This window comes from Pseudophaeobacter leonis (assembly GCF_002087335.1).
Lineage (GTDB): Bacteria > Pseudomonadota > Alphaproteobacteria > Rhodobacterales > Rhodobacteraceae > Pseudophaeobacter > Pseudophaeobacter leonis.
Map to the genome: position 1 here is coordinate 20,956 of NZ_MWVJ01000045.1, position 25,700 is coordinate 46,655.

20 protein-coding genes and 5 pseudogenes are annotated in these 25,700 nt (G+C 58.2%); 5 read left to right on the forward strand and 20 right to left on the reverse strand.

The genetic code is table 11. The annotated features are described in order from the left end of the window. Positions 1-159 precede the first annotated feature (159 nt). Together B4968_RS10985 and B4968_RS10990 are read right to left on the reverse strand one after the other, a co-directional pair. The gene (locus tag B4968_RS10985; protein WP_083099054.1) at positions 160-1,278 is read right to left on the reverse strand and encodes a YhaZ family DNA alkylation repair protein; all 1,119 of its coding nucleotides are present in this window, start codon (positions 1,276-1,278) and stop codon (positions 160-162) included. 91 nt (positions 1,279-1,369) lie between these two features. Next, complete coding sequence (locus tag B4968_RS10990) at positions 1,370-2,149, reverse strand: SDR family oxidoreductase (RefSeq protein WP_083099056.1); 780 nt, start codon at positions 2,147-2,149, stop codon at positions 1,370-1,372. Between the two features lie 342 nt (positions 2,150-2,491). On the opposite strand from B4968_RS10990, the pseudogene B4968_RS10995 reads away from it, so the two are divergent. From B4968_RS10995 to B4968_RS23500, 5 genes and pseudogenes are all read left to right on the forward strand, one after another. After that, a pseudogene (locus B4968_RS10995) lies at positions 2,492-3,525 on the forward strand (Hint domain-containing protein). A 133-nt stretch (positions 3,526-3,658) separates the two neighbouring features. After that, positions 3,659-5,266, forward strand: coding sequence for a peptide chain release factor 3 (locus B4968_RS11000; RefSeq protein ID WP_083099058.1), 1,608 nt, complete (start codon positions 3,659-3,661; stop codon positions 5,264-5,266). A 172-nt stretch (positions 5,267-5,438) separates the two neighbouring features. Beyond that, entirely contained in the window at positions 5,439-6,425 is a 987-nt protein-coding gene (locus tag B4968_RS11005; protein WP_241525687.1) for a glycosyltransferase family 2 protein, read from the forward strand. Positions 6,426-6,630: 205 nt separating this feature from the next. Next, complete coding sequence (locus B4968_RS11010) at positions 6,631-8,280, forward strand: DEAD/DEAH box helicase (protein ID WP_083099060.1); 1,650 nt, start codon at positions 6,631-6,633, stop codon at positions 8,278-8,280. 270 nt (positions 8,281-8,550) lie between these two features. Then, positions 8,551-8,727: an RSP_7527 family protein gene (locus B4968_RS23500; protein ID WP_161492579.1), complete on the forward strand. Its 177-nt coding sequence runs from the start codon at positions 8,551-8,553 to the stop codon at positions 8,725-8,727. 119 nt (positions 8,728-8,846) lie between these two features. Here the strand turns inward: B4968_RS23500 and B4968_RS11015 are convergent, their stop codons facing one another. From B4968_RS11015 to B4968_RS11100, 18 genes and pseudogenes are all read right to left on the reverse strand, one after another. Beyond that, positions 8,847-10,517 (reverse strand): ribonuclease J, encoded by a 1,671-nt coding sequence (locus B4968_RS11015; RefSeq protein ID WP_083099062.1) that lies wholly within the window; start codon positions 10,515-10,517, stop codon positions 8,847-8,849. Continuing rightward, the gene (locus B4968_RS11020) at positions 10,514-11,296 is read right to left on the reverse strand and encodes a type III pantothenate kinase (RefSeq protein WP_083099064.1); all 783 of its coding nucleotides are present in this window, start codon (positions 11,294-11,296) and stop codon (positions 10,514-10,516) included. Before B4968_RS11020 ends, B4968_RS11015 begins: the two co-directional genes overlap by 4 nt. A gap of 15 nt (positions 11,297-11,311) precedes the next feature. Beyond that, positions 11,312-12,062: pseudogene (locus B4968_RS11025) on the reverse strand (biotin--[acetyl-CoA-carboxylase] ligase). A 70-nt stretch (positions 12,063-12,132) separates the two neighbouring features. Further along, on the reverse strand, positions 12,133-13,572 hold the full coding sequence (gene nuoN, locus B4968_RS11030) for an NADH-quinone oxidoreductase subunit NuoN (protein ID WP_083099066.1): 1,440 nt from the start codon (positions 13,570-13,572) through the stop codon (positions 12,133-12,135). 14 nt (positions 13,573-13,586) lie between these two features. Continuing rightward, the gene (locus B4968_RS11035) at positions 13,587-15,134 is read right to left on the reverse strand and encodes an NADH-quinone oxidoreductase subunit M (RefSeq protein WP_083099068.1); all 1,548 of its coding nucleotides are present in this window, start codon (positions 15,132-15,134) and stop codon (positions 13,587-13,589) included. Further along, positions 15,134-17,229 (reverse strand): annotated as a pseudogene (gene nuoL / locus B4968_RS11040) (NADH-quinone oxidoreductase subunit L). Before nuoL ends, B4968_RS11035 begins: the two are co-directional and overlap by 1 nt. Before the next feature lie 6 nt (positions 17,230-17,235). Continuing rightward, the gene (gene nuoK / locus B4968_RS11045) at positions 17,236-17,541 is read right to left on the reverse strand and encodes an NADH-quinone oxidoreductase subunit NuoK (RefSeq protein ID WP_009808916.1); all 306 of its coding nucleotides are present in this window, start codon (positions 17,539-17,541) and stop codon (positions 17,236-17,238) included. A 2-nt stretch (positions 17,542-17,543) separates the two neighbouring features. Next, entirely contained in the window at positions 17,544-18,146 is a 603-nt protein-coding gene (locus B4968_RS11050; protein WP_083099070.1) for an NADH-quinone oxidoreductase subunit J, read from the reverse strand. Beyond that, a complete protein-coding gene (locus B4968_RS11055) occupies positions 18,143-18,574 on the reverse strand; it encodes a carboxymuconolactone decarboxylase family protein (RefSeq protein WP_083099072.1) in 432 nt (143 codons plus the stop codon). The genes B4968_RS11050 and B4968_RS11055 overlap by 4 nt, the downstream gene beginning before the upstream one ends. Beyond that, positions 18,571-18,984, reverse strand: a complete 414-nt coding sequence (gene nuoI / locus B4968_RS11060; protein ID WP_241525688.1) for an NADH-quinone oxidoreductase subunit NuoI — start codon at positions 18,982-18,984, stop codon at positions 18,571-18,573. The genes B4968_RS11055 and nuoI overlap by 4 nt, the downstream gene beginning before the upstream one ends. Positions 18,985-19,060: 76 nt before the next feature. After that, on the reverse strand, positions 19,061-19,780 hold the full coding sequence (locus B4968_RS11065) for a hypothetical protein (protein ID WP_139792748.1): 720 nt from the start codon (positions 19,778-19,780) through the stop codon (positions 19,061-19,063). Between the two features lie 3 nt (positions 19,781-19,783). Further along, positions 19,784-20,821: an NADH-quinone oxidoreductase subunit NuoH gene (nuoH, locus tag B4968_RS11070; protein WP_083099076.1), complete on the reverse strand. Its 1,038-nt coding sequence runs from the start codon at positions 20,819-20,821 to the stop codon at positions 19,784-19,786. Positions 20,822-20,827: 6 nt separating this feature from the next. Next, entirely contained in the window at positions 20,828-21,214 is a 387-nt protein-coding gene (locus tag B4968_RS11075; RefSeq protein ID WP_083099078.1) for a YNQ4 family lipoprotein, read from the reverse strand. Beyond that, a pseudogene (gene nuoG / locus B4968_RS11080) lies at positions 21,211-23,229 on the reverse strand (NADH-quinone oxidoreductase subunit NuoG). Before nuoG ends, B4968_RS11075 begins: the two are co-directional and overlap by 4 nt. Before the next feature lie 3 nt (positions 23,230-23,232). Then, positions 23,233-23,646: a DUF5333 domain-containing protein gene (locus B4968_RS11085; protein ID WP_083099080.1), complete on the reverse strand. Its 414-nt coding sequence runs from the start codon at positions 23,644-23,646 to the stop codon at positions 23,233-23,235. Between the two features lie 98 nt (positions 23,647-23,744). After that, positions 23,745-24,116 carry a hypothetical protein gene (locus B4968_RS11090; protein WP_420916507.1) on the reverse strand — a complete coding sequence of 124 codons (372 nt, stop codon included), beginning with the start codon at positions 24,114-24,116 and terminating at the stop codon, positions 23,745-23,747. Continuing rightward, a pseudogene (nuoF, locus tag B4968_RS11095) lies at positions 24,113-25,410 on the reverse strand (NADH-quinone oxidoreductase subunit NuoF). Before nuoF ends, B4968_RS11090 begins: the two are co-directional and overlap by 4 nt. Positions 25,411-25,416: 6 nt before the next feature. Further along, a complete protein-coding gene (locus B4968_RS11100) occupies positions 25,417-25,656 on the reverse strand; it encodes a DUF5337 domain-containing protein (RefSeq protein ID WP_083099082.1) in 240 nt (79 codons plus the stop codon). Between the last annotated feature and the right edge of the window lie 44 nt (positions 25,657-25,700).

Below are 25,700 nucleotides of genomic sequence, written 5' to 3' on the forward strand. Positions count from 1 at the left end.
TCGGGGTAGCCCGCAAGATGGGGCTACCCCGTCAGGCCCAGCGCTACAAGGCGGCACAAGCGCTGCTAACGAAGCCGTGAAGAAATGTGCGCGCGCCTTGTGGTGCAGCACTCTGTTTTGCCGCAATTCAGCGGCCCTGCCCGGACGGCGAAATCTCAGTCAGGCCAGCAGCTCAAAACTGTTCTGCGCATGCACCTTCCCATTGACCAGGATCTGCAGCTGATGCGTTCCGGGGTGCAATTTGAAGGTCGTGGCGTCACCTTTCAGCATATGACGCTTGTCAATTTTCAACTTTCCGCCCTTAATTTGAGATTTCTTCATCTTGAAAACCTTTTGTGAACTTTTGCCCGCAGGCCGATGAAAGATAATAATATAGTCGACAATTACAGGCAGGTCATTCGTGCAAGTTACCTCAACTCCAAACTCAAGAGACTCTCCAATTCGGACATTCCCAGCCTTTAGCGTTAGTTTTACTGCGACCTCGGCATCCGGGTCAAATCCAAGCAAACGCAGGGCTCTGCCATGGCCCGCTTTAACCAGCCCCCGGCAGGCATGCGTGGTCAGCCAGGTCAGCTCATCACGCTGTTGGGCGCCCAACGCCTGCCAGCGCTCAAGGCGATCCAGAACCAGATCCGGGTCTTTCTTGGCAATGTCATTCAGGTGATTGGCAACCGAGCGTGTCACGTAGCGCGTTGGATCGCTGTGCAGATGATCAAGCAACGGCAGTGGGTCTGTCAGCGCCAGGCTAACGCCCTGCCCCCAGGGCAAACGCGGCCGCGTGCCCTCGCTCACCAGGCGGCGCACATGGTAGCTTGGGTGGCGCATCCAGTCCTGCATGCGCGTTAGCGTCACGGCCTGATGCTGGTTCAGAAAGGGCCGGATCGCCCATTCCATCGAAAAGCGCTGTGTCAGTTCGGCCAGCAGATCAAGCGCCAGCTCGGGGTGCCGTTCCAGCCCGCGCGCCACCACAAATTCACCCAGGGGGGCAAAGATGAAATCGCCAAAATCGTCATCGCTTTTTGCAGGATCCAGCGGCGGCGGCAGCGCCTTTAGCAGGATCGGCGCCACCTCGGGCAAGGGGCCCTGCAGGTGCTGTCCCAGCACCTCGGCGATCCAGTTGATGCGGGCCTTCAGCTCCAGCGGCAACAGCCCAGCCATTACGTCTGCTTCAAAACGGCCGGCCTGAAAATCGGGCGCGGCACTGGCAAAAAGACCCGCCAGATAGCGGGTCTTCTCAAGATTGAACAATTGGTCTTTCAGGGAATAGCCGCTGGCCATAGGCGCGCTCCGAATAACGAGAGTGTTTTGATAAAATGCCCGTTCGCCCCGCAGCAAGCATGTAGCAAGACAGTAGCAAACCTGCGGCTGGCTAGAGCGTCATATTGGGGGCCCCACCATCCAAAAGAATGTTTTGGCCCACAATAAACCCTGCGTGCTGCGAACAAAGGAAGGCACAGGCAGCGCCAAATTCACTCCGGGTGCCATAGCGTTTGGCGGGAATGGTTGCGGCACGTTGGGCCTGCGCCTCTTCCATGCTGATCCCCTGTTGGCTGCTGACGCCACTGTCGAGCGACACGGCCCGGTCGGTGGCATGAATGCCGGGCAACAGGTTGTTGATGGTGACACCACTGCCTGCAACCTGCCGCGAGGTGCCTGCCACATACCCGGTAAGACCGGCGCGCGCCGAATTGGACAGGCCCAGAACAGCAATAGGCGCCTTCACGGATTGCGAGGTAATATTGACCACGCGGCCCCAGCCACGCGCCATCATCCCCGGCAGCAAGGCCTTCATCAGGGCAATCGGAGCCAGCATATTGGCGCTGGACGCCTTGATGAAATCGTCACGCTCCCAGTCGGACCACATGCCCGGAGGCGGCCCGCCCGCGTTGTTGACCAGAATATCCACGCCCTGCGCCGCTGCGAGCAGTTTTTCCTGGCCCTCAACCGTGGTCACATCCGCCACAACCGTCTCGACCTCTACGCCATAGGTTTCGCGAATCTTCTGAGCCACCTCCAACAGCGCCGCTTCGCCGCGCGCATTCATCACCAGATTCACACCGGCTTCGGCCAGAGCCTCGGCGCAGCCGAGACCCAAACCTTTGCTGCTGGCACATACCAAAGCGCGTTTCCCTGCGATCCCTAGATCCATCCATCTTCTCCTCTGCGTCTTTTATGCGTTTGCCCAAGAGTGCACTGCGCCTGCCGCAATGGCCAGCCCCGAACACAATGGCCAGCCCCGAAAACCCAATCGCTGCCCGCAATGCCGCACACGGGTCCCGGTCCGGCCCCAGTCCGTGGTTCTGGCCCGTGACCCCGGCCCCGGAGCCCCTGACGACCAGCCTGCAGAGGCCGCTTTTTCAGCGGGGCCGCTGGGGCAAATTTACACTTTGTCAGGATTTCTGCTCGTAATTGTCGGTATCGTGCCATAATTCCTCTGTAACATCTGTCTCAGGGGATTTTGCAAACCCAGCATCCCGTCCGTGCCAAACCAATGATCAGCCTTGGGGGCTCTTTAGTGATAGCAACAGATCGCGCCATTCAATCCATCCCCGCCTACCCGGCGGAACAGTTTCAGGTCGAGATTGGCGCCAACATGGGCGACACTCTTGGTGTGCTGGATGAGCTGATGCTGGATGACATCTACCAGCTATCGCCCCCGGCACAGCCACAACGGCTCGCCCTGGCCAGCCGCTCGGATGGCAGTTTTTATGTCGCAGAGAACACCGATCTGGGCACGATAGGCGCCCAACTGCATCTCGACTGCTGCCTCACCCTGATGCCGCAGTCCGGTGACAATATCGAAGCTCTCGTCATGGTCGAGGTCGACAACGCCGGTCTGATCGCCGCGATTTACCTGTTGCCGATGGCACCGCTCAGCATCCAGCAAAGCTATACGCTGGTGCGTGCAGAGCAGCAGCCCGCCCGGCGCAAGCTGGCGCAGATGGCCTGTGTGTCCTTTACCCGCGGCACCCGGATCACCATGGCCACAGGGGCGCAAAAACCCATCGAAGACCTGCGCCCGGGAGACCGGATTTTGACCCGTGATGAAGGCGTGCAACAGCTGCGCTGGATCGGAGAAAGCACCTCGCGGGCGGTGGGACGCATGGCGCCTGTATTGATCCGCGCGGGGGCGTTGAACAATGCCGCCGACCTGCTGGTCAGCCCTGATCATCGCCTGCTGGTCTACAACGCCATGACGAGCTGGGCACCGGCTGCCCCGAGCTGCTGGTGCGAGCGCGGGATCTGGTCAACGGTGACACAGTCGTGGTGCAGGACGGCGGCTTTGTCGACTATTTTCAGCTGCTGTTTGACCGCCACCATATCGTCTACGCCGAAGGCATTGCCGCAGAATCGCTGTTTCTTGACGCCCTGACCCAACCTGCCCTGCCGGATGAGCTGCTCAGCCGTCTGGGGTCCAGCCACACCGCAGGGCAGCGCCGCGACAGCCATGGGCTGGAGGTGCAAAAAGCGCTGCTGAATCATCCGGATGCGGTAGCAATTCTGCGACGGTCTTCGCTCAGATAGGGCAATCAGCGCAACACGGCCCCAGCCGCCGCAGCCCCCCCCCGCAGCCACGGCGGGCTTGCGCAATGTGACTTTCTCCCGTGCAGGGGGGCTTTATCTTGCCTCACCCGGCAATCCAACCTATACGCGCGCCATGTTGGATACCGCATCAAACCGCCCAGACCTGCCGCCCGAGATCGCGCGGCGCCGCACCTTTGCGATCATTTCGCATCCGGATGCGGGCAAAACCACGCTGACTGAAAAGTTCCTGCTCTATGGTGGTGCGATTCAGATGGCGGGACAAGTGCGCGCCAAAGGCGAAGCCCGGCGCACAAGGTCTGACTTTATGCAGATGGAAAAGGATCGCGGCATTTCCGTCTCGGCCTCGGCCATGTCGTTTGATTTTGACGGTTTCCGCTTCAATCTGGTGGATACCCCCGGTCACTCGGATTTTTCCGAAGACACCTATCGCACCCTGACCGCAGTCGATGCGGCCGTCATGGTGATTGATGGCGCCAAAGGGGTGGAGAGCCAGACGCAGAAGCTGTTTGAAGTCTGCCGCCTGCGGGATCTGCCGATCCTGACCTTCTGTAACAAGATGGACCGCGAAAGCCGCGACACCTTTGAGATCATTGACGAGATCCAGGAAAACCTGGCCATCGACGTGACGCCAGCCTCCTGGCCCATTGGGGTGGGGCGCGATTTTGTCGGCTGCTATGACATGCTGCGCGACCGGCTGGAACTGATGGACCGGGCTGATCGTAACAAGGTGGCCGAAAGCATCGCCATCGAGGGGCTGGATGACCCCAAACTGGCCGAACATGTGCCCGCGCATCTGCTGGATAAGCTGCTCGAAGAGGTCGAGATGGCGCGCGAATTGTTACCAAAGCTGGACCCGCAGGCGGTACTCGAAGGCCATATGACCCCGATCTGGTTTGGCTCGGCCATCAACTCCTTTGGCGTCAAAGAGCTGATGGACGGTATTGGTAAATACGGCCCCGAACCACAGGTGCAAAAGGCGCAGCCGCGCAACATTGCGCCCGAAGAGAAAAAAGTCGCGGGCTTTGTCTTTAAGGTGCAGGCCAATATGGACCCCAAGCACCGCGACAGGGTGGCCTTTGTGCGTATGGCAAGCGGGCATTTCAAACGCGGCATGAAGCTCACCCATGTGCGCACCAAAAAGCCCATGGCGATTTCCAACCCGGTGCTGTTTCTGGCCTCGGATCGCGAATTGGCCGAAGAGGCCTGGGCCGGCGATATCATCGGCATTCCCAACCATGGCCAGCTGCGCATTGGCGATACCCTGACCGAAGGCGAAGCGCTGCGCGTGGCGGGCATCCCGTCCTTTGCACCGGAGTTGTTGCAGGGCGTGCGGGCGGGCGACCCCCTAAAGGCCAAGCACCTGGAAAAGGCGCTGATGCAATTTGCCGAAGAAGGGGCCGCCAAGGTGTTCAAACCCTCGATCGGCTCTGGCTTTATTGTTGGTGTTGTGGGGGCTTTGCAGTTTGAAGTGCTGGCCAGCCGGATCGAGCTGGAATACGGCCTGCCGGTGCGCTTTGACACTTCGCAGTTCACCTCGGCCCGTTGGGTCAGTGGCGACAAGCAGGCGCTGGAAAAGTTTGTGAACACCAACAAACAGCACATCGCCTATGACCACGATGGCGACATCGTTTATCTGACCCGGCTGCAGTGGGATATCGACCGTGTCGAGCGGGACTATCCTGATCTAAAACTGACAGCGACCAAGGAAATGATGGTCTAAGCCGCAATGGCGCCGAAACTAGACCTCCTGTTACTGACCTCCTGTCACTGACCTGCTGGCACTGACCTCCTGACAGGCGCGCCGTTCAGTCGGCGCGCCGCCTCTGGACTATATCGCAGAGGCCGGCGCATTATCCTGCCAGACCCAGAAACCAGCACAGGCGGAGCAGACCGTGGCAATACAAAATGGCAAAGCAAAATGGGGCATTGTCAGCACGATCAAGGCCCCGGCTGAGTCGATCCTCAACTTTGCCGCCTATCACCTTGAGGCCGGCGCCCACCGCCTGTTCCTCTATCTGGACGCCCCCTGCCCCGCAGCCCGCCCGCTGCTCAAGGCACATCCAAAGATCCGGGTATTTGACTGTGATGACGCCTCCTGGCAGCGCCGCCGCAAAGGTGGAAAGCCGGAAAAACACCAGGTCCGGCAAAGCCTCAATGCAACCCGCGCCTATCGCCGACAGGCCGGTGACATCGACTGGCTGGCGCATATTGATGTCGACGAATTCCTCTGGGCCAGCAGTCCAATTGCGCAAGTGCTGCATGGCCTGCCAGATACCAGCCTCTGCGCCCGCGCCCGCCCGATTGAAGCCCTCGCAGGCGACGGCACCGCCTTTAAGGGCTATGTTCCCAACGGGCCTGATCGCGGCGCCATCGTGGGACGGCTCTATCCCCGATACGGTGAACATTTGAACGGTGGATTTCTCAGCCATGTGCAGGGAAAGCTGTTTGTGCGCACGGGTTTGCCCGACATCACCTTGCGGATCCACAACCTTTTTCAAAGCACGGCCACGGGTTCAGGCGGCGACATCGAGAACCCCGGCCTGCAAGAGCTGCCTCAGGTCGATCTCTGTCATTTTCATGCGCCGGATTGGCAGCACTGGCTGGCCCATTACCGTTTTCGTCTGGAGAGCGGCTCTTACCGCGAGCCGCTAAAAACTGCGCGCCCCCGCGACAAGGGCGGCATCACCCTGCATGACCTCATGAAAGCAATTGAAGATGAGGAAGGAACAGACGGGCTGCGGGCCTTTTATGACGAGATCTGCAACGACAGCCCTGCGCTGCGCGACCGCCTGGAAAAAGAGGGCTTGTTGCGTGTTCGCGCCTTGCAGATTGCATCTGCCCGAATGAAGCATTTTCCGCAGTTTGCGCAAGAGACCTGAACCAGAGTGGCGCAAAACACCCAACCTCGAAGAGTTGGGCGCATTCGCGCTGTTTCAAGCCCCGTAGCGCACCCATTAATTGACGATCAAGCTAGATTTTGGTATGTCCCGGCAAAAGCTGAACGTTGTAGCACCGCACCTCTGTGCGGACCCAGCTTTGTAAAACACGCGCGGGCCAAATCAGTGTCCGCTAAAACGGACGCATATGACAAAATTTTCCGATCTGAATCTCAACCCCAAGGTCCTCAAAGCGATTGAAGAGGCCGGTTATGAAACCCCAACCCCGATCCAGGCAGGCGCTATTCCGCCCGCCCTTGAGGGTCGTGATGTGCTTGGCATTGCCCAAACAGGCACGGGCAAAACCGCCTCATTCACCCTGCCAATGATCACATTGCTGGCACGTGGCCGCGCCCGTGCCCGCATGCCGCGCAGCCTTGTTCTGTGCCCAACCCGTGAGCTGGCAGCCCAGGTGGCTGAGAATTTTGACACCTATACCAAACACTTAAAGCTCACGAAGGCGCTTTTGATTGGCGGGGTCAGTTTTAAAGAGCAAGACCAGCTGATCGACAAGGGCGTTGATGTTCTGATTGCGACCCCAGGCCGTCTGCTGGACCATTTCGAGCGCGGCAAACTGCTGCTCACGGGTGTGCAGATCATGGTGGTTGATGAGGCCGACCGGATGCTCGACATGGGCTTTATTCCGGATATTGAGCGTATTTTCTCGCTCACGCCCTTTACCCGCCAGACCCTGTTCTTTTCGGCCACCATGACGCCAGAAATCGAACGGATCACCAATACGTTCCTCTCCGCTCCTGAGCGAATCGAAGTGGCGCGGCAGGCAAGCGCCTCTGAGACAATCGAACAGAATGTTGTTCTGTTCAAAGCCTCGCGCAAGGATCGTGAAGCCAGCGAGAAGCGTACCGCGCTGCGGGCTCTGATTGATCTGGAAGGTGACAAGCTGACCAATGCGATCATCTTCTGCAACCGGAAAACGGATGTGGATATTGTTGCAAAATCGCTGAAAAAATACGGCTATGACGCGGCGCCTATTCATGGCGACCTCGACCAGAGCCAGCGCACCAGGACTCTCGATGGCTTCCGGGGCGGCGATCTGCGCATTCTGGTGGCCTCTGACGTGGCGGCCCGCGGTTTGGACGTGCCAAGCGTCAGCCATGTGTTCAACTTTGATGTCCCCGGGCACCCCGAGGACTATGTGCACCGTATCGGCCGCACCGGTCGTGCGGGACGCGAAGGCAAGGCGATCACCATTTGCTCTGGCCGCGATGAAAAAGCCCTCACTGCCGTCGAAAGCCTGCTGCAAAAGGAAATTGTACGGCTAGAGAACCCGGTAAAAAAGGCAGAGCCTGCCAAGCGCGCTGCGCCCAAGAAGGCCTCTGAAAAGCCGGAAAGAAGCTCTTCGCGGAGCAAGCCCACTGCCGTTACGGCCGACGTAGCCGTGGTAGAAGAGACGCCGAAAAAAGCTGATCGGGTTGACGCGACCCCATCCGAGGTGAGCAAGCCCGAAGCCCGTAAGCCCGAAGCCCGCAAGACTGAAGCGAGTAAGTCTGAAGGCAGTAAATCTGAGCCTCAGAAGGCTGAGAATAACAAGACTGCAGCGCGCAAATCGGATGGCGACAAGTCAGACAGCCGCTCACGCGGCCGCAAGGGTCCAGCAAAGGCCACTGGCAAGGCAGCAGAGGAGCCGCAGGCGCAAGCGAACTCTGGCTCCAAGCCCCAACGTGGACGCGGCGGCAAACAACAGTCTGGTCGTCGCGATGATCGCACGGTTGTCGGCATGGGCGACCATATGCCCAGCTTTATCGCCCTCTCCTTTGACGAGCGGCGCGCCGGATAACGCGCCGGATAGCTCCGTCGCCTTTAGGCAAAGACTTTGAACGACCGTGCCCTGTTGTGGTGCGGTCGTTTTTCGTTGTGCGCAGCCGTCAAAATGAACACTCGTTAAGGGCGGCTGTGTCATGTCTAGCTGACCGCGCCAGCCTGCATCTTGCACGCGCAGCATGCACCTTTGCGCCTGCAGCATGACGGCAATGCCAATTTGTCCGATGCAATGACACAGGAACGTCACTACATCAGCCTCATCCGAAATACGCCATAGACCGAGAATATGATGACCGAGTACCAGCCCGTTTCCCTCACCTACTCTGAAATTCAAGCCATTGAAGCCCGCGCGCATGAAATGCGCACGCAGGCGATGGCTGATATGATGCGCGCTTTGGGCCGTGGCCTGCTTGCCCTGCCCCTGAAAATTGCTGCACTGCTGCATCGCACCCGCGCCGCATAAGGCGCCGCAAAGACCGAATTTTTCCCGACGTACGACCCTATTTAAAATGCCCACCACTCACGAAAAACGCCCCGGCAGATCCTGCCGGGGCGTTTTTTTCGTTTATAGGCAATCGGTGCTTAGCGCATCCGGCTGATCACCACTGTGACCTCGGGCTTTTTACCAATTTCATTCTGGCAGGTCTGACGGGCAATCCGGCGCAACTCACCTTCAAGCTTGTCGTCATCCTTGAGGGTCTTGGCGCCTGCGCGCATCAGGAACTGGTTGAGATCCTCTTCCAGAACCTCGGTCAGCGCCGCATTCGAGGCCCCGGTCTCAGCCAGGCCTTTGATATCGCACCAGGGCTCGCCCAGTGGCTCGTCTTGCTCATCCAGGATCCGGGTCACAACCAAAACACCGTTCAGCGCCATGCGGATACGATCCCGCACAACTCCCTCCATGGCGCCAATCTTGACCGAGCCATCCAGATAGGTACGGCCAGTGTCGATATATTCCGCAACAGAGGGGCGCTTGCCAGAGAGGTTCAGCATCATGCCATTGACCGCGACAATGCTGGGAATACCCTTGGCTTCGCCCAGACGGGCATGCTGACGCAGGCGACGGTGCTCGCCATGCATAGGCACCAGCATATCGGGCTTCAGCAGCGCGTGCAGCGCTTCCAGATCTGGCCCATTGGCGTGGCCCGAAACGTGATACAGCCCTGAGCTGTCATCAACAACATCAACGCCGCGCTCAGAGAACTGGTTGATGATGCGGATAACACCGCGCTCGTTACCTGGAATCGTCTTTGAAGAATACAGGAACAGATCGCCCTCTTTCAGCTCCAGGCCGCGATATTTTCCGCGCGCCATCTGTGCCGAAGCAGCACGCCGCTCCCCCTGGCTGCCAGTGGTAATCAACATCAGGTTGTTGCGTGGAATATCACGGGCTTCTTCGGGAGAGTAGACTTTGGGGAAATCGGTTAAAACGCCGGTCTGGGTGGCGGCCTCAACCATGCGCAGCATAGCGCGGCCCAGCAGCACAACTGAGCGCCCGGCCCGGGTTCCGGCATCCGCCAGGGTTTTCACCCGCGCCACGTTAGAGGCAAAGGTGGTGGCCGCAACCATGCCCTTGGCTTCTCCGATCAGCCGGGTGATCTCATCCGGCAGATCTGACTCTGAGCGACCAGGTGTTTTGGAAAACACATTGGTGGAATCACAGATCAAAGCCCTGATGCCGGGTTCGGCGATCTCAGCCCACATTTCGGGGTCAAAAGCCTCGCCCACCAGAGGGGTCCGGTCCAGTTTGAAATCACCGGTGTGCACAACGCGGCCCGCCGGGCTGTCGATCACCAGGCCACCGCTTTCGGGGATCGAATGCGCCATCGGGGCGACGCCTACGGTAAAGGGACCCATCTTGGTCACTTCGGGCCAGGCGCCAATGGTTTTGACAACCAAAGGATCATGGCCGCGCTCTTCCATCTTGCGACGGGCCAGATTGGCCGTGAAGGCGCGCGCATAGATTGGCACGTTCAGCTGGCTATAGAGCAGCGACACAGCCCCAATGTGGTCTTCGTGACCGTGGGTAATGATGATGCCTTCCAGCTGGCCGACGCGTTCGCGCAGCCAGGTGATGTCGGGCATGATCAGGTCAATGCCGGGGGTGCTGTCCATATCCGGGAAGGCAACACCCAGATCCACCAGGATCAGACGTTCTTTTCCGGGGCGGCCATAGCCGTAGACATAGGCATTCATGCCAATTTCGCCTGCCCCACCGAGGGGAAGGTAGATCAATCGTTCATCAGTGCTCATTCAGGAGTACCGTTATCCTTGTTATATTTATGAATGATCTGGAGACCGTGCATAGTGAGATCATCCTCATATGCGTCGAACAGATCAGCAGCTTGCTGGAAAAGAGGCGCCAGCCCGCCTGTTGATATAATTTTCATCGGGACATCCCGCTCGGCTTTGATCTGGGCGCAGATCTCGCGGACGAGTCCCACATAGCCCCAGAACACGCCCGATTGCATGCAGGCCACCGTATTGGTGCCAATTACACGCTCCGGCTTGGAAATGTCCACATGCGGAAGTGCCGCTGCAGCCTGATGCAGCGCCTCTAAGCTAAGATTTACCCCTGGCGCGATCACACCGCCGACATAGGCGCCATCCTCGGCCACCACATCAAAGGTCGTGGCGGTACCAAAATCGACCATCACCAGATTGCCACCATAGTGATCAAACCCGGCAACCGTATTCACCAACCGGTCCGGCCCCACTGCCGTACCCCCATCCACCCTGACCGCAACAGGCAGCAAGCAGTCCGCTTTGCCGACGACCAGGGGACGTGTGTTATAGTACCGATCTGCCAGAACCCGCAGGTTGAACACCACCCGCGGCACCGTTGAGGAGATGATCACATCCGTGATATCCGCCTTGATGCCCTGCGCCTGGATCAGCGTGTTGAGCCAGACAAAATACTGATCGGCCGTGCGCCGCCAATCCGTCGCCGTGCGCCAGGTGCCAACAAATTTCTCGCCATCCCAGATCGAGAAGACGGTATTGGTATTGCCACAATCAACAGCCAGAAGCATTCGGTGCCCTTACGGTTAGAAAAAGATGTCAGCAGCGGGGATGTTCACCCGGCCTTTGGCGCTGTTTAGGACAAGGTTGCCCTCCGCGTCTACCGTCTCGAAGGTGCCTTCTGTCTCAGAATGGGTGGTACGTGCCGTAATCACCTCGCCCAGCTTGGCGGCGCGGGCCAGCCAGGCGGTGCGGATGGGCTCAAACCCGTAGGTGGTGAACTGCAGCTCAAAGCGGGCATAGGCCGCCGCCAGTTCGGTGAGAAACATCTCCGGGCTGACCTGTACACCGGTTTCAGACAGCAAAGACACCGGCCAGACAGCACCGGGTTCCAGCCATTCCTTCATCGGCGTTTCGACCAGGTTGACCCCGATGCCAATGGAGAGATAGGCAACACCCTCGCCACCTCCGGCGCTCTCCAGCAAGATCCCCGACAGTTTGCCGCCGTTCAACAAAACATCATTGGGCCATTTCAGCGCCAGACCTGTGGTTCGGCCTGTCAGCGCCTCACAGGCGTCATAGACGGCGAGTGCAGCCACAAAGCTGCGCAGGGCCACAACCTGTGGCGGCTCAGTGGGGCGCATCACCAGAGTGGCGGCGAAATTGCCAGCTGGCTCTTTCCAGTCCCGCCCGCGCCGGCCGCGTCCTTTGGTCTGGGCGCTTTGCCAGGATCCATTCCGGGCCAGCGAGATCCGCTGCAATCCGGGCGGCCTCATCCCGCGTGCTGTCCACTTCGTCGAGGATGCGCTTGCCGTAGCCGTCGGGCCAATCCGTCATTGTCTGTTCCCTTCAAGACAAAAAGGCCCGGTCCACTGGACCAGGCCTCTTGTTCGTAATGTCTAACCGTTCAGTTGACCAGTGTCGCGGCGGCTGCGGCCGCAGCCCCGTCAACACCAAACATATTGATAATGCCAAAGACCATCACTGCAGCCGATCCCATGAGAAAGACCCAAAGCACTGGTGATGTCGCACGATCCAGATCCTCGCCCTCCTCACCAAAGTACATGTAGTAGACAATCCGCAGGTAGTAGAAGGCGCCGATGACCGAGGCCACAACACCGGCAATCGCCAACCAGGCCAGACCGGCATCATAGGCGGCGCGCAGCACATAGAACTTGCCAAAGAAGCCCAGCATTGGCGGCACCCCAGCCAGCGAGAACAACAGGATCAGCATCGCCAGCGCCTTGCCGGGTTCGCGGCGTGCGTACTGATTGAGCGCGCCGATGTCGGTGATTGGCCGACCATCTTTTTGCAGCATCAGGATAAAGGCAAAGGTGCCGATATTCATCGACACATAGATCGCCATATAGACCAGCATGGCCTCAACCCCCAGTTGGGTGCCCGAGGCCAGCCCCATCAGCGCAAAGCCCATATGAGCAATCGAAGAATAGGCCATCAGACGTTTGATGTCGCGCTGGCCAATGGCAGCAACGGCGCCCACAAACATCGACAACAGCGACAAGAGCGCAATCACCTGGCTCCAGTCCGCCACGGCATTGCCGAAGGCGTCATGCATGACCCGGGCAAACAGCCCCATGGCGGCAATTTTTGGCGCGGTGGCAAAGAAGGCGGTGACAGGCGTCGGCGCGCCTTCATAGACGTCCGGTGTCCACATGTGGAAGGGCACAGCCGAGACCTTAAAGGCAAGACCTGAAATCAAGAGAACCAGACCAAACAGCAGCCCAATCGAGACCTCACCGTGCTGAGCCACCTGAATGATGCCCGCAAATTTTGTGGTTCCGGCAAAGCCATAGACCAGCGATGCCCCATAGAGCAGCAGGCCCGAGGAAAGCGCGCCCAGCACAAAGTACTTGAGCCCGGCCTCGGTGGATTTGATGCTGTCACGCCGCATAGAGGCCACAACATAGAGCGCCAGCGACTGCAGCTCCAACCCCATATAAAGCGACATCAGATCGCCCGCAGAAACCATCACCATCATGCCAACCGCGCTGAGCGCCACCAGGATGGGATATTCAAAGCGCAGCATGCCGCGACGCAACATGTATTCCTGGCCCATGACCAGGACTGCCGCGGCCGAGAGCAAAATGGTGACCTTGGCAAAGCGGGCAAAGCCGTCATCGACAAACATGCCACCAAAGGCTGCATGGGTGCCACTGCCATTGAAACCAATCCAGGCCCCCAGCACAGCCATCAGCCCTGCCGTTGACCAGACCAGCGTCGATGCCAGCTTATCCTTGCCGGTGTAGACCGCGCCCAAAAGCGCCGCCATTGCGTAAAGTGCCAGGATAATCTCTGGCAGGATTACGGAGAGATCAGCTTGGATCATCTGCCCATGCTCCCTTAGTGCGACGCAGTCTGGGGTGCCGCAGACAGATCCGCAGCAGCCAGAGACTGGTTAAAGTTGGCGATCAGCGCTTCAGTCGAGGGACTGATGATATCGGTGATCAGTGAGGGGTAGACGCCCAACAGAATGGTCATGAAAATCAGCGGCGCAAAGATCAGCCGCTCGCGGGTATTCATATCCTCGATTGTTTTCAGGCTAGCCTTGATCAGATCGCCAAACACCACCCGCCGATAGAGCCACAGCGCATAGCAGGCCGAGAAGATCACGCCCGAGGCCGCAACCGCAGCAACCCAGGTGTTTTTCTGGAAGGCGCCCATCAGGGTGAGGAACTCGCCAACAAAACCAGAGGTGCCCGGCAGGCCGACATTGGCCATGGTGAAGAGCATAAAGACCAGCGCATAGGCGGGCATGCGCACAACAAGGCCACCGTAGGCGTCAATGTCGCGGGTATGCATACGGTCATAGATCACACCGACACAGAGAAAGAGTGCGGCGGAGATAAAACCGTGGCTCAGCATCTGGAAGATGGCGCCGTCAATGCCCTGCTGATTAGCAGCAAAAATCCCCATGGTGACAAAACCCATATGCGCCACGGAGGAATAGGCGATCAGCTTTTTCATGTCTTCCTGCACCATCGCCACCAGCGAGGTATAGACCACGGCAATCGCCGACATCCACAGGACCAGATCGGTCATAACGTCGGTGCCGACAGGGAACATCGGCAATGAGAACCGCAAAAAGCCGTAGCCGCCCATTTTCAACAAGATCGCAGCCAGCACAACAGAGCCCGCCGTCGGCGCCTGCACGTGGGCATCCGGCAGCCAGGTGTGCACCGGCCACATCGGCATCTTCACCGCGAAGGAGGCAAAGAAGGCCAGGAACATCAGGGTTTGCATACCGCCAACCACATGAATGCCCAGCACATCAAAGCTCGCAGCTGAGAAGCTGTGGGTCAGCAGAGTTTCAATATCGGTGGTCCCGGCATCGGCATACATCGCCACCATCGCCACCAGCATCAGAACCGAGCCCAGGAACGTATAGAGGAAGAACTTGAACGAAGCGTAGATGCGCTCTTTGCCACCCCAGATGCCAATGATCAGGAACATCGGAATGAGGCCAGCCTCAAAGAACATGTAAAACAGCACCAGATCCAGCGCCATAAAGACGCCCAGCATCAGGGTTTCCAGCAGCAGGAAGGCGATCATGTATTCTTTGACGCGGTTCGTGACGTTCCAGCTGGCCAGAATGGTCAGCGGCATCACAAAGGTGGTGAGCATCACAAACAGCACCGAGATGCCATCAACGCCCATTTTATACTGCAGACCAAAGACCCACTCACGTTCCTCAAGGAACTGAAAGCCGGTATTGGCAGGGTCAAACTGTGTGTAGATCCCCAGGCTGACCAAAAAGGTGATCGAAGTGGCCAGCAGCGCCAGCCATTTGGCGTTGCGCTGCGCTGAGGCATCCTCACCCCGCATCAGCAGCGCCATGACAGCAGCCGCCCCGGCGGGGATAAAGGTCACAATAGAAAGCAGGTTGTCCATCAGTGGGCTCCTCCGCCGATCGACATCCAGGTGACGAGGGCCGCAATGCCCAGTACCATCCAGAAGGCATAGGTAAAGATGAAACCGGACTGTGCGCGACCGCAAGTTTGGTGAAGAAGGGCACAATGCCCATGGCGACGCCATTGAGGAAACCATCAATGACATTGCCATCGCCGCGCTTCCACAGGACGCGGCCTAGCGCCAGGGCTGGTTTGACAAAGATCGCGTCATACAGCTCGTCAAAGTACCACTTGTTCTTGAGGAACAGATACAGCGGCTGAAAGGTGGTAGCCAAACGACCCGGCAGGCTGGGGTTCACGATGTAGAACAGGACCGCCAGTATCAGACCACCAAGCATTGCAAAAAACGGCGCCGTCTTTACCTGCCAGGGTGCTGCATGCGCGTCTTCCAGCACGTGGTTGTCAGGCGCAAAGTAAAGTGCCCCCTCGCCCGGGTTTGCCAGCAAAGACATAGTGATGCTCTGCTTTGGCGGCAGCGTCACCGTGGCCTGCCTCTTCGCCGTGCTCATCCGTGGCTTCGCCATGGGCATCAGCCCCAGCTTCCGCAACAGGAATGCCGTAGAATTTGCCAACCTGATCGGCGTGGCCAAAGAAGCTGCCGTACCAGATCATGCCCGAGAAGACCGCCCCCAGCGCCAGAACGCCAAGCGGGATCAGCATGGTCATTGGGCTTTCATGCGCGTGGTCATGGGTGTGCTTGTCACCACGTGGCTTGCCAAAGAAGGTCAGGAACATCAGGCGCCAGCTATAGAATGACGTCATGAAGGCGGCAACCACCAGCGCCCAGAAGCCGAACATCGACCCGCCTGCATAGGCACTTTCGATGATCGCATCCTTTGACAGGAAGCCGGCAAAGCCGATGTGCGTCAGCGGAATGCCAACACCGGTGCTCGCCAGCGTGCCGATCATCATCGCCCAGTAGGCGTAGGGGATCTTTTTACGCAAGCCGCCGTAGTTATTCATGTCCTGCTCGTGATGCATCGCGTGGATCACCGAGCCGGCGCCCAAAAACAGCATCGCCTTAAAGAAGGCATGCGTGAACAGGTGGAACATCGCAGCGGAATACATCCCGACGCCAGCGGCCACGAACATGTAGCCCAGTTGCGAACAGGTCGAATAGGCAATGACGCGTTTGATGTCGGTCTGAACCAGCCCCACGGTGGCTGCAAAAAAGGCGGTGGAGGCCCCGATCACTGTGATGAACATGGTAGCCTGCGGCGCAAACTCCATCAGCGGCGACATGCGGCAGACCAAAAGACACCGGCGGTGACCATGGTCGCGGCGTGGATAAGCGCCGACACAGGCGTCGGGCCTTCCATCGCGTCGGGCAGCCAGGTGTGCAGGATCAGCTGCGAAGATTTACCCATCGCACCAATGAACAGCCAAACCGCCAGCAGGTTTGCCGCGTCCCATTCCGCCCAGAGGAAGGAAATCGTGTGACCGGCAACCTCGGTTGGGATGGCGGAAAAGATCTCTGAGAAACTGATCGAGTCTGTCATGAGGAACAGACCAAAGATCCCCAGCGCAAAGCCAAAATCCCCAACCCGGTTGACGATAAAGGCCTTCATCGCCGCGGCATTGGCGCTTGGCTTACGGTAGTAAAAGCCGATCAGCAGATAGGAGGCAACGCCCACACCTTCCCAGCCAAAGAACATCTGCAACAGGTTGTCAGAGGTCACCAGCATCAGCATGGCAAAGGTAAAGAACGACAGATATGCAAAGAAGCGCGGCTTGTAGCTCTCGCCCTCTTTCCACTGTGGGTCGTGATCCATGTAGCCAAAGGAATAGAGATGCACCAACGAGGAGACCGAGGTCACGACGATCAGCATCAGCGCGGTCAGACGGTCAAGGCGGATCCCCCAGGAGGTATCCAGGCTGCCGCTCTGGACCCAGGTCAGGATCTCGATCGAACGGGTGACGCCATCAAAGCTGATAAAGACAATCCAGGAAAGCAGCGCCGACAGGAACAACAGGCCTGTGGCTGTCATCATGGCTGCTTTTTCGCCGATGAATTTGTGGCCAAAGCCGCAAATCAGCGCGCCCACGAGAGGGGCAAAGAGGAGGATGGTTTCCATGATGCTTTAGCCCTTCATCATATTGATGTCTTCCACCGCGATCGTGCCACGGTTACGGAAGAAGCAGACGAGGATCGCCAGACCAATTGCGGCCTCGGCGGCGGCGACGGTCAGCACAAACAGGGTAAAGACCTGTCCCACCAGATCCCCGAGGAAGCTGGAAAAGGCCACAAGGTTGATATTCACCGCCAGCAGCATCAGCTCGATGCTCATCAGCAGGATAATCACGTTCTTGCGGTTCAAAAACAGCCCGAAGATGCCAATGACAAAAAGGGTCGCGGCCACAGTGAGATAATGTTCAATACCGATCATTGTTATAGCCCCTGCCCCGGTTTGACGTCCTTGAGTTCCATTGCCTTGGCCGGATCACGCGACATCTGCAGCATGACGTTCTGGCGTTTGACATCTTTACGATGGCGCAGGGTCAGCGTGATGGCGCCAATCATGGCGACCAGCAGGATCAGACCCGACAGCTGGAACAGCAGGAAGTATTGGTCATAAATGATAAGGCCCAGGGCCTCGGTGTTGTGCTGATCCGTTGGGATCGGCTGCGCCAGTTGCGCGGCGGCACCATGCGCCGTCTCCCATGACCCAAAGGCCATGACAAATTGCATCAGGATAACCAGGCCAATCAACAGCGCCAGCGGCATATACTGTGCCATCTCGGCCTTGAGGGCGGCAAAGTCCACATCCAGCATCATCACCACGAACAGGAACAAGACCGCGACCGCGCCCACGTAGACGATGACCAGCAACATGGCGACGAATTCCGCCCCCAGCAGCACAAACAACCCGGCCGAAGAGATAAAGGCCAGGATCAGCCACAGCACCGAATGCACAGGCTGACGGCTGATCACCGTGAACAACCCGCCCGTGATGGCGCTGATGGCGAAGAGGTAGAAGGCAAAAACGCTCATGTCTCATCGTCCCTTTTGTCGCCCATGACCTCTTGCGCCAACTCAAGCGCCCGGTTCATGGCCGGGATGCCGGCAAAGACCGACATCTGTCCGATCGTCTCAACGATCTCTTGTTTCTTCGCACCCGCCTCAACGGCGTGGCGCACGGTTTGACGCAGGGCTGTATCGGCCTGTGCGCCCTGGCATGTCAGCCCGGCCAGCGTCAGCAAAAGCCGGGTTTTGGCATCAAGACCATCCTTGTTGATGGTCTTGCCAAACATCATTTCCATCGCCTCTTTTGGCATCGTCGGCCAGAGGGCCTCGAACCCTTTCATGGTCATCGGATCCAGACCAGCTGCCAGATCCGGGTTCATGGATTTGAACATGTCCTGATACTGCGCCTGGGCCTGTGCCATCATGGCCTCAAAGGGGTTCTTTGCATCGCTCATCGGTAGGGTGCATCCAGTTCTAGGTTGCGGGCAATTTCTGCTTCCCAACGGTCGCCGTTCGACAAGAGTTTTTCCTTGTCGTAAAACAGCTCTTCGCGGTTTTCAGTAGCGAACTCAAAATTTGGTCCCTCAACAATGGCATCCACCGGGCAGGCTTCCTGGCAGAAACCGCAATAGATGCATTTGGTCATGTCGAGGTCATAACGCGTGGTGCGGCGGCTGCCATCTTCGCGGGGCTCCGCGTCAATGGTGATCGCCGGCGCCGGGCAGACCGCTTCACACAGCTTGCAGGCAATGCAGCGCTCTTCGCCATTGGGATAGCGACGCAGCGCGTGTCTCCACGAAAACGCGGGCTTAGCGGGCCCTTCTCGTGGGGGTAGTTGATGGTTGCCTTGGGGGCAAAAAAGTATTTCAGCCCCAGTTTAAAACCGACCCAGAAATCCTGCAGCAGGAAGTATTTGGCGGCGCGGGTGTAATCGATTTGAGTCACTCCGACTCCTCCCCTTTACAGATATTTCGCTCTACGAGCTTTGCCTTGGATCCTTCAAAAAAACCCATGAAAATCAAAGGCATAAAGGCAAGCACTTGACGTCTTGTCGGCGCAAAATTCGCTCGTGTCACCAGTTCTGTTTGATCATTTATAGTCAGCTCCGATGGGTCAGAGTTCAGCCTCTGATAATGGGAAATTATTGCGGCTCCATGTGCCGCTGCACAGTTTCTGTCTTCAGAGTTTTTTCCAAACTCTGCTTGAGCATCTTGATCAAGCTGAAGCAAGGCACACTCAGCGAGTTCCCCCATTGCAAGGCTCATTTCAATAAAGTCCGGTTTGGGCCACTTACCCTGTCGTATTTTTTTCATTGCAAGCTGTGGTATGGCAAGCTCCCCCCCATTGCTGAAGGTATAGACAGCAGCCCAAAATTCGCGTTCTTCAAACGAATACTCGCCCAAATCAGAACCACCGGAAAAAAATTCCGCAGTTTCCCCCCAAAGCGCATCCCATCTCGGTACATCTGCACTGATGCCGGTGATGGGCAAGGCCTTTGAGGCATTTGGTAATGACAGTGCCGCCTGAGCCCTTGTGGATTCATCCGAACAATGCGCCGCAAGTGCTTTATTGAACTGTTCCATTGGGGATTGCGCAGCTTGAGCAACTGTTCCCCCTGAAACAGCGACTAGCAATGCGAAAAATGCACTGATCGGGTTCATTCCTCAGCCTCCCACGGTCCAGCGGGCAAAGATGCCCCAGAACCAGTCAAATTTTGCAGCAAAGGCGACAAAGACCACCCAGAACAGCGAGAAGGGCAAAAAGACCTTCCAGCCAAGGCGCATCAGCTGGTCATAGCGGTAGCGCGGGGTGATGGCTTTCACCATTGCAAAGAGGAAGAAGAAGAAGGCCATCTTGCCGACCATCCACAGCACACCATCCGGCAGGCCTGGGATTGGCGACAGCCAGCCGCCAAAGAACAGCAGCGAGGTCAGCGCACACATCAGGAAGATCGAGATGTATTCACCCGCCATGAACAGCAGGAAGGGCGTTGCCGAATATTCCACCTGATAGCCCGCCACCAGTTCAGATTCAGCCTCTGGCAAATCGAACGGCGGACGGTTGGTTTCCGCAAGGCAGGAGATGAAGAACAGGAAGACCATCGGGAAATGCGGGATCCAGTACCAGTTCAGCAGCCCGAGATCGCCATCCTGTGCGCGCACGATATCGCCAAAGTTCATGCTGCCGGTCGAGATAATAACACCGACGATGATCAGACCAATCGAGACCTCATAAGAGATCATCTGCGCCGCAGAGCGCAGCGCCCCGAGGAAGGGGTACTTCGAGTTCGAAGCCCAGCCGCCCATGATGACGCCGTAAACCTCGAGCGAAGAGACCGCAAAAACATAGAGGATGGCCACGTTGATGTTTGAGAGAACCCAGCCATCATTAAACGGGATCACAGCCCAGGCCACCATTGCCAGAACAAAGGAGGTCAGCGGCGCCATGATAAAGACGGTGCGATCGGCACCAGCCGGGATCACCACCTCTTTTACCACGTATTTCAGCGCATCCGCCACAGATTGCAGAATGCCAAAGACCCCAACAACATTGGGACCACGGCGCATCTGCACAGCCGCCCAAATCTTGCGATCCCCATAAACGAGGAACAAAAGGGAGATCATAACAAATGCAACCACAGCAAGCACTTGCGCCAGTATCAGTACAGCAATGCCGCCTGGGGTGTTAAAGAATTCAGCCATAGGTCCTCACACCGTAGGTATTCCGTTTGCCTCGCAGTTTGCGACCACGACTTCAGCGTCGATGGTGCGCAATCCGCGCGGTAGGGAGGGCGATATCGTGTAGACAGCATCGGCTATCTGATTGCCACCCTCTTGTTTCATTTTTGTGCGCACATGACGCGCAAACCCATATCCCCGGATCAGCGCATATTGTGCGCACGCACATACGGCAAAGTCATCCCCATCCGCCCCCGACCGGGCGCCGGACATGACAACACGAAACTGCGCCAGATCGCCCTCTAGCAGACTGGTCTGCACCCCATTGTAGCCAGGGGTAAACCGGTCTGCCGAGCCACCGGGAACCTGCGCACAGGCCCCCAACAGCAGAGACGATATGAGTGCAAAGCGTATCACTCAGCCGCAATCTTTTCGGCCCGGCGGGCCTTTGCATTTGCCGACAGCTCAGCCATCAATTGTGATGCCCGCGCAATCGGGTTGGTCAGATAAAAATCATTTACTGCAGGCAAGAAAGCCGCCTTGCCCAGAGGGCCAAGATCAAGGGCGTCGCCTGTGTTCTCAACAACCTGATCGACGCGCGCCAGATGTGGCACCTCTTTGATCAGCGCCTGACGCAGCTGCGCCAGCGAGTCATAGCCAAGCGTCACATCCAGCTCAGCGCTGAGTGCGCGCAGGATCGCCCAGTTTTCCTTGGCCTCGCCAGGCGCAAACCCCGCCCGGAAGCTCAGCTGTGGGCGGCCTTCGGTATTGACGAACAAGCCATTTTCTTCGGTATAGGCAGCCACGGCGAGGATCACATCAGCGCGGTGCGCGCCGCGATCGCCGTGGCTGCCCTGATAGATCACAAAGGCGTCGCCGCCAATTTCGACCTCATCCGCGCCCAGGTTCTAGATCACCTCGGCGCCCTCGATCACAGCCTCCAGCCCGCCTTCACAGGCGGCCCCGATATCCATCGCGCCAACACGTGAGGCGGCGGTGTGCAGCACCATCAGTTTCGAGCCGGTCTCGGCAGCATACTTCTGCGCATGGGCCAGAACGGCCAGGCCATCGGCCTCCCGCAGCGCGCCCTGCCCCAGAATGACCAGCGTTTCCTTGTCCAAAGCACCGGAATGGTCGCCCGCGTGCAAAGCCTCCAATGCGGCGCGATCCGTGCCGAGGTGGCTGTAGTCATAGGTGAGATCAACCGGCTGGCCGATCAGGCCAATATTCGCCCCATTGATCCAGGCTCGGCGCAGACGCGCGTTCAGCACCGGAGACTCGCTACGCGGATCGGTTCCGATCAACATGATGGCCTTGGCACTGTCGATGTCTTCGATTGTGGCGGTGCCCACATAAGCGGCCCGGTTGCCCATTTGCAGACGCGCCTTATCAGTGCGACATTCAACCTGACCACCCTGGGCCTCAACCATCTGTTTCAGCGCAAAGGCCGCCTCGACCGGAACCAGATCGCCGATCAGACCTGCGGTCTTTTTGCCCTGCATCGCCGTCGCGGCAGCGCTCAGCGCTTCCGGCCATGTGGCTGGCTTTAGATTGCCATCGATGCGCACATAGGGGCGATCAAGGCGCTGGCGGCGCAGCCCGTCCCAGACAAAGCGGGTTTTGTCGGAAATCCATTCCTCATTCACGCCGTCATTGTTGCGTGGCAGGATGCGCATCACTTCACGCCCCTTGGTATCCACCCGGATATTGGCGCCAAGCGCATCCATCACATCGATGGTCTCGGTCTTGTTCAGCTCCCAGGGGCGGGCGCTAAAGGCATAGGGTTTTGACGTCAGCGCGCCGACCGGGCAAAGGTCGATGATATTGCCCTGCAGATTGCTGTCCAATGTCTCATTGAGATAGCTGGTGATCTCGGCGTCTTCGCCACGGCCGGTCTGGCCCATTTGCGAACTGCCCGCCACCTCGGAGGTGAAACGCACGCAACGGGTGCAGCTGATACAACGTGTCATCGCCGTCGACACCAGCGGGCCAAGGTTCAGATCGTCCACCGCCCGCTTTGGCTCGCGGAAACGCGAGGCATCAATGCCATAGGCCATGGCCTGATCCTGCAGGTCGCATTCGCCGCCCTGATCGCAGATGGGACAGTCCAGCGGATGGTTGATCAGCATGAACTCCATCACGCCTTCGCGGGCCTTTTTGACCATGGGCGAATTGGTCTTTACCTTTGGCGCCTGGCCCTCGGGACCGGGACGCAGATCGCGTACCTGCATCGCACAGGAGGCGGCAGGTTTTGGCGGGCCACCAACGACTTCGACAAGGCACATGCGGCAATTTCCAGCGATGGACAGGCGCTCGTGATAGCAGAAACGTGGGATTTCCACCCCGGCCTCTTCACAGGCCTGGATCAGGGTCATTGCCCCATCCACCTCAATCTCGGTTCCGTCAATGTTGATCTTGCGGAGGTCAGACATGGTCTATTTCGCCCTCAGTAACACGCCGATCGCGCTGTTTTTTTTGATTTCCGCACGACCAAACGCGCAGAATGTTTCTGAATCTTGATAGGAGACGCCGCTCGCGATGAGCTGGCGTTCACCCCTGGCCCGCATACGGGCCTTTTCAACGTCGGACTGAATATAGGCCCGAATTTCACTATCCGCATAGCCAAGCGCGTTTGCACGCGACCGCAGCCGCCGCAGCTCTCCCACGCCTTTTAGAAACCGGGCCGCAAGACTGTCACAATGGTCGGCAACCTCTTTGGCCATGGCGACGGCAAACAGCGGCTCTTCGATTTCAGGCACCTCGCGCAACGACGGCTTGGCCGCTGCCGCAGACAGAGGAAGGAGCAAGGCTGCAACCGCAGCCAGAAAGGCAATCCACGCATTTTTCATCGGTCTCTCCACAGGTTTGGAGAAGCCAGAACAGCCTAGTGTCACAGTGTTATGCAATAACGACTGCGCCCATGGGCCGGGATATGCCAAAATTGCGCTCACGGATTACATGTTCCCTGCAGCACCATAGTGTCCTCATCCAGTGGCAGTGGGGTCTCAGGGTCTTCGATATCGATGGCCCAGTCGATTTTGGACGAGCCGTAGTTTGCGATACAGTATTTGGTCCCGGCATAGCGGACCGCCTCGCGCGCGCCATCCAGTGAGGAGCGCGCATCATAGACCTCTGCCTCAAAGAGCGCCCGCGAGACCTTTTTGTCGACAGCAGATGCATCGGTGCGAAACGGCACGCCGTCAAAGACCGGCAGGTCTTTGCGGCTTTCGCCACAGCCAGCCAAAACGCCAGCACATGCAAAGGCAAGCGCTGTCATCTTGAGATTTTCTCGCGTCATATTTCCGCGTAACTGCTTCATTTCGCGGCCATCCCGCTTGTACGTCCGTTTTTTTGCGCCTTGATACGGTCTTCGATTCATCGCGGAAGTTACGGATCAAGCCCTGAATGGGCCAGGCTGCGGCATCGCCCAAGGCGCAGATGGTATGGCCTTCGACCTGTTTGGTCACATCCCACAGCATGTCGATCTCTTCCAGATCCGCCTCGCCCCTGACCAGGCGCTCCATCACCCGCATCATCCAGCCGGTGCCTTCACGGCAGGGCGTACATTGACCACAGCTCTCGTGTTTGTAGAACTTGGCCAGACGCCAGATCGCCTTGATGATATCCGTCTGTTTGTCCATCACGATCACCGCAGCGGTGCCGAGGCCCGAGCCCAGCTCACCGCGCAGGTAGTCGAAATCCATGATTGCGTCGCGCATGTTCTCACCGCGCACACAGGGCACCGAGGAGCCACCGGGGATCACCGCCAGCAGGTTATCCCAGCCGCCGCGAATGCCACCGCAGTGTTTTTCGATCAGCTCTTCGAACGGGATGCTCATCGCCTCTTCAACCACGCAGGGGTTGTTGACGTGGCCTGAAATGGCAAACAGTTTGGTGCCCGCATTGTTGGGACGACCAAAGCCCGCAAACCAGTCAGCACCGCGGCGCAGGATGGTCGGTACAACGGCGATGGATTCCACGTTGTTCACGGTTGTCGGGCAGCCATAAAGCCCGGCCCCCGCCGGAAAGGGCGGCTTCATCCGGGGCATGCCCTTTTTGCCTTCGAGGCTTTCGAGCAGGGCGGTTTCTTCACCGCAGATATAGGCACCGGCACCGTGGTGCAGGAAAACGTCAAAATCCCAGCCAGATCCGGCGGCGTTCTTGCCCAGCAGGCCCTTGTCATAGCACTCGTCAATCGCCGCCTGCAGCGCCTCGCGTTCACGGATATATTCGCCGCGCAGATAGATATAGCAGGTATGCGCCTGCATCGCGAAACTTGCGATCAGCGCGCCCTCGATCAGCGTATGCGGATCATGACGCATGATTTCGCGGTCTTTACAGGTGCCCGGCTCGGATTCATCGGCATTGATCACCAGATATGAGGGGCGACCATCGCTTTCTTTCGGCATGAAAGACCATTTGAGGCCGGTGGGGAAACCCGCACCACCCCGGCCACGCAGGCCAGAATCCTTCATGGTCTGGATGATCCAGTCGCGGCCCTTGGTGATGAGCCCCGAGGTGCCATCCCAATGGCCGCGCATTTGAGCACCTTTCAGGGTGCGCTCATGCATACCGTATAGGTTGGTAAAGATCCGGTCCTGGTCCTTCAGCATGTCTGCCTACCCTTGGTTTTCATTTTTACTGGCCTGACGCATGCGCCAGAGTTGCATTATGTTGACCGCCGCATAGATCAGCCCCGCAAGCGCGGCAAAATCAAACAGAAGCGCATAGCGGCCGGGCAAATTGATTGCCGGGCCAATGATCATCGTCAGGGCCAACCAGGCCAGCATGGTTCCGGCAATCACCAATGAGATGTGCCGCCCCTTTGCTGCGATTGCCCTATCCAGATCCGCGCTCATTCAAGTCCTCAAGTCAGTCCCTGCCCGGCCACAATAGCGCGGGC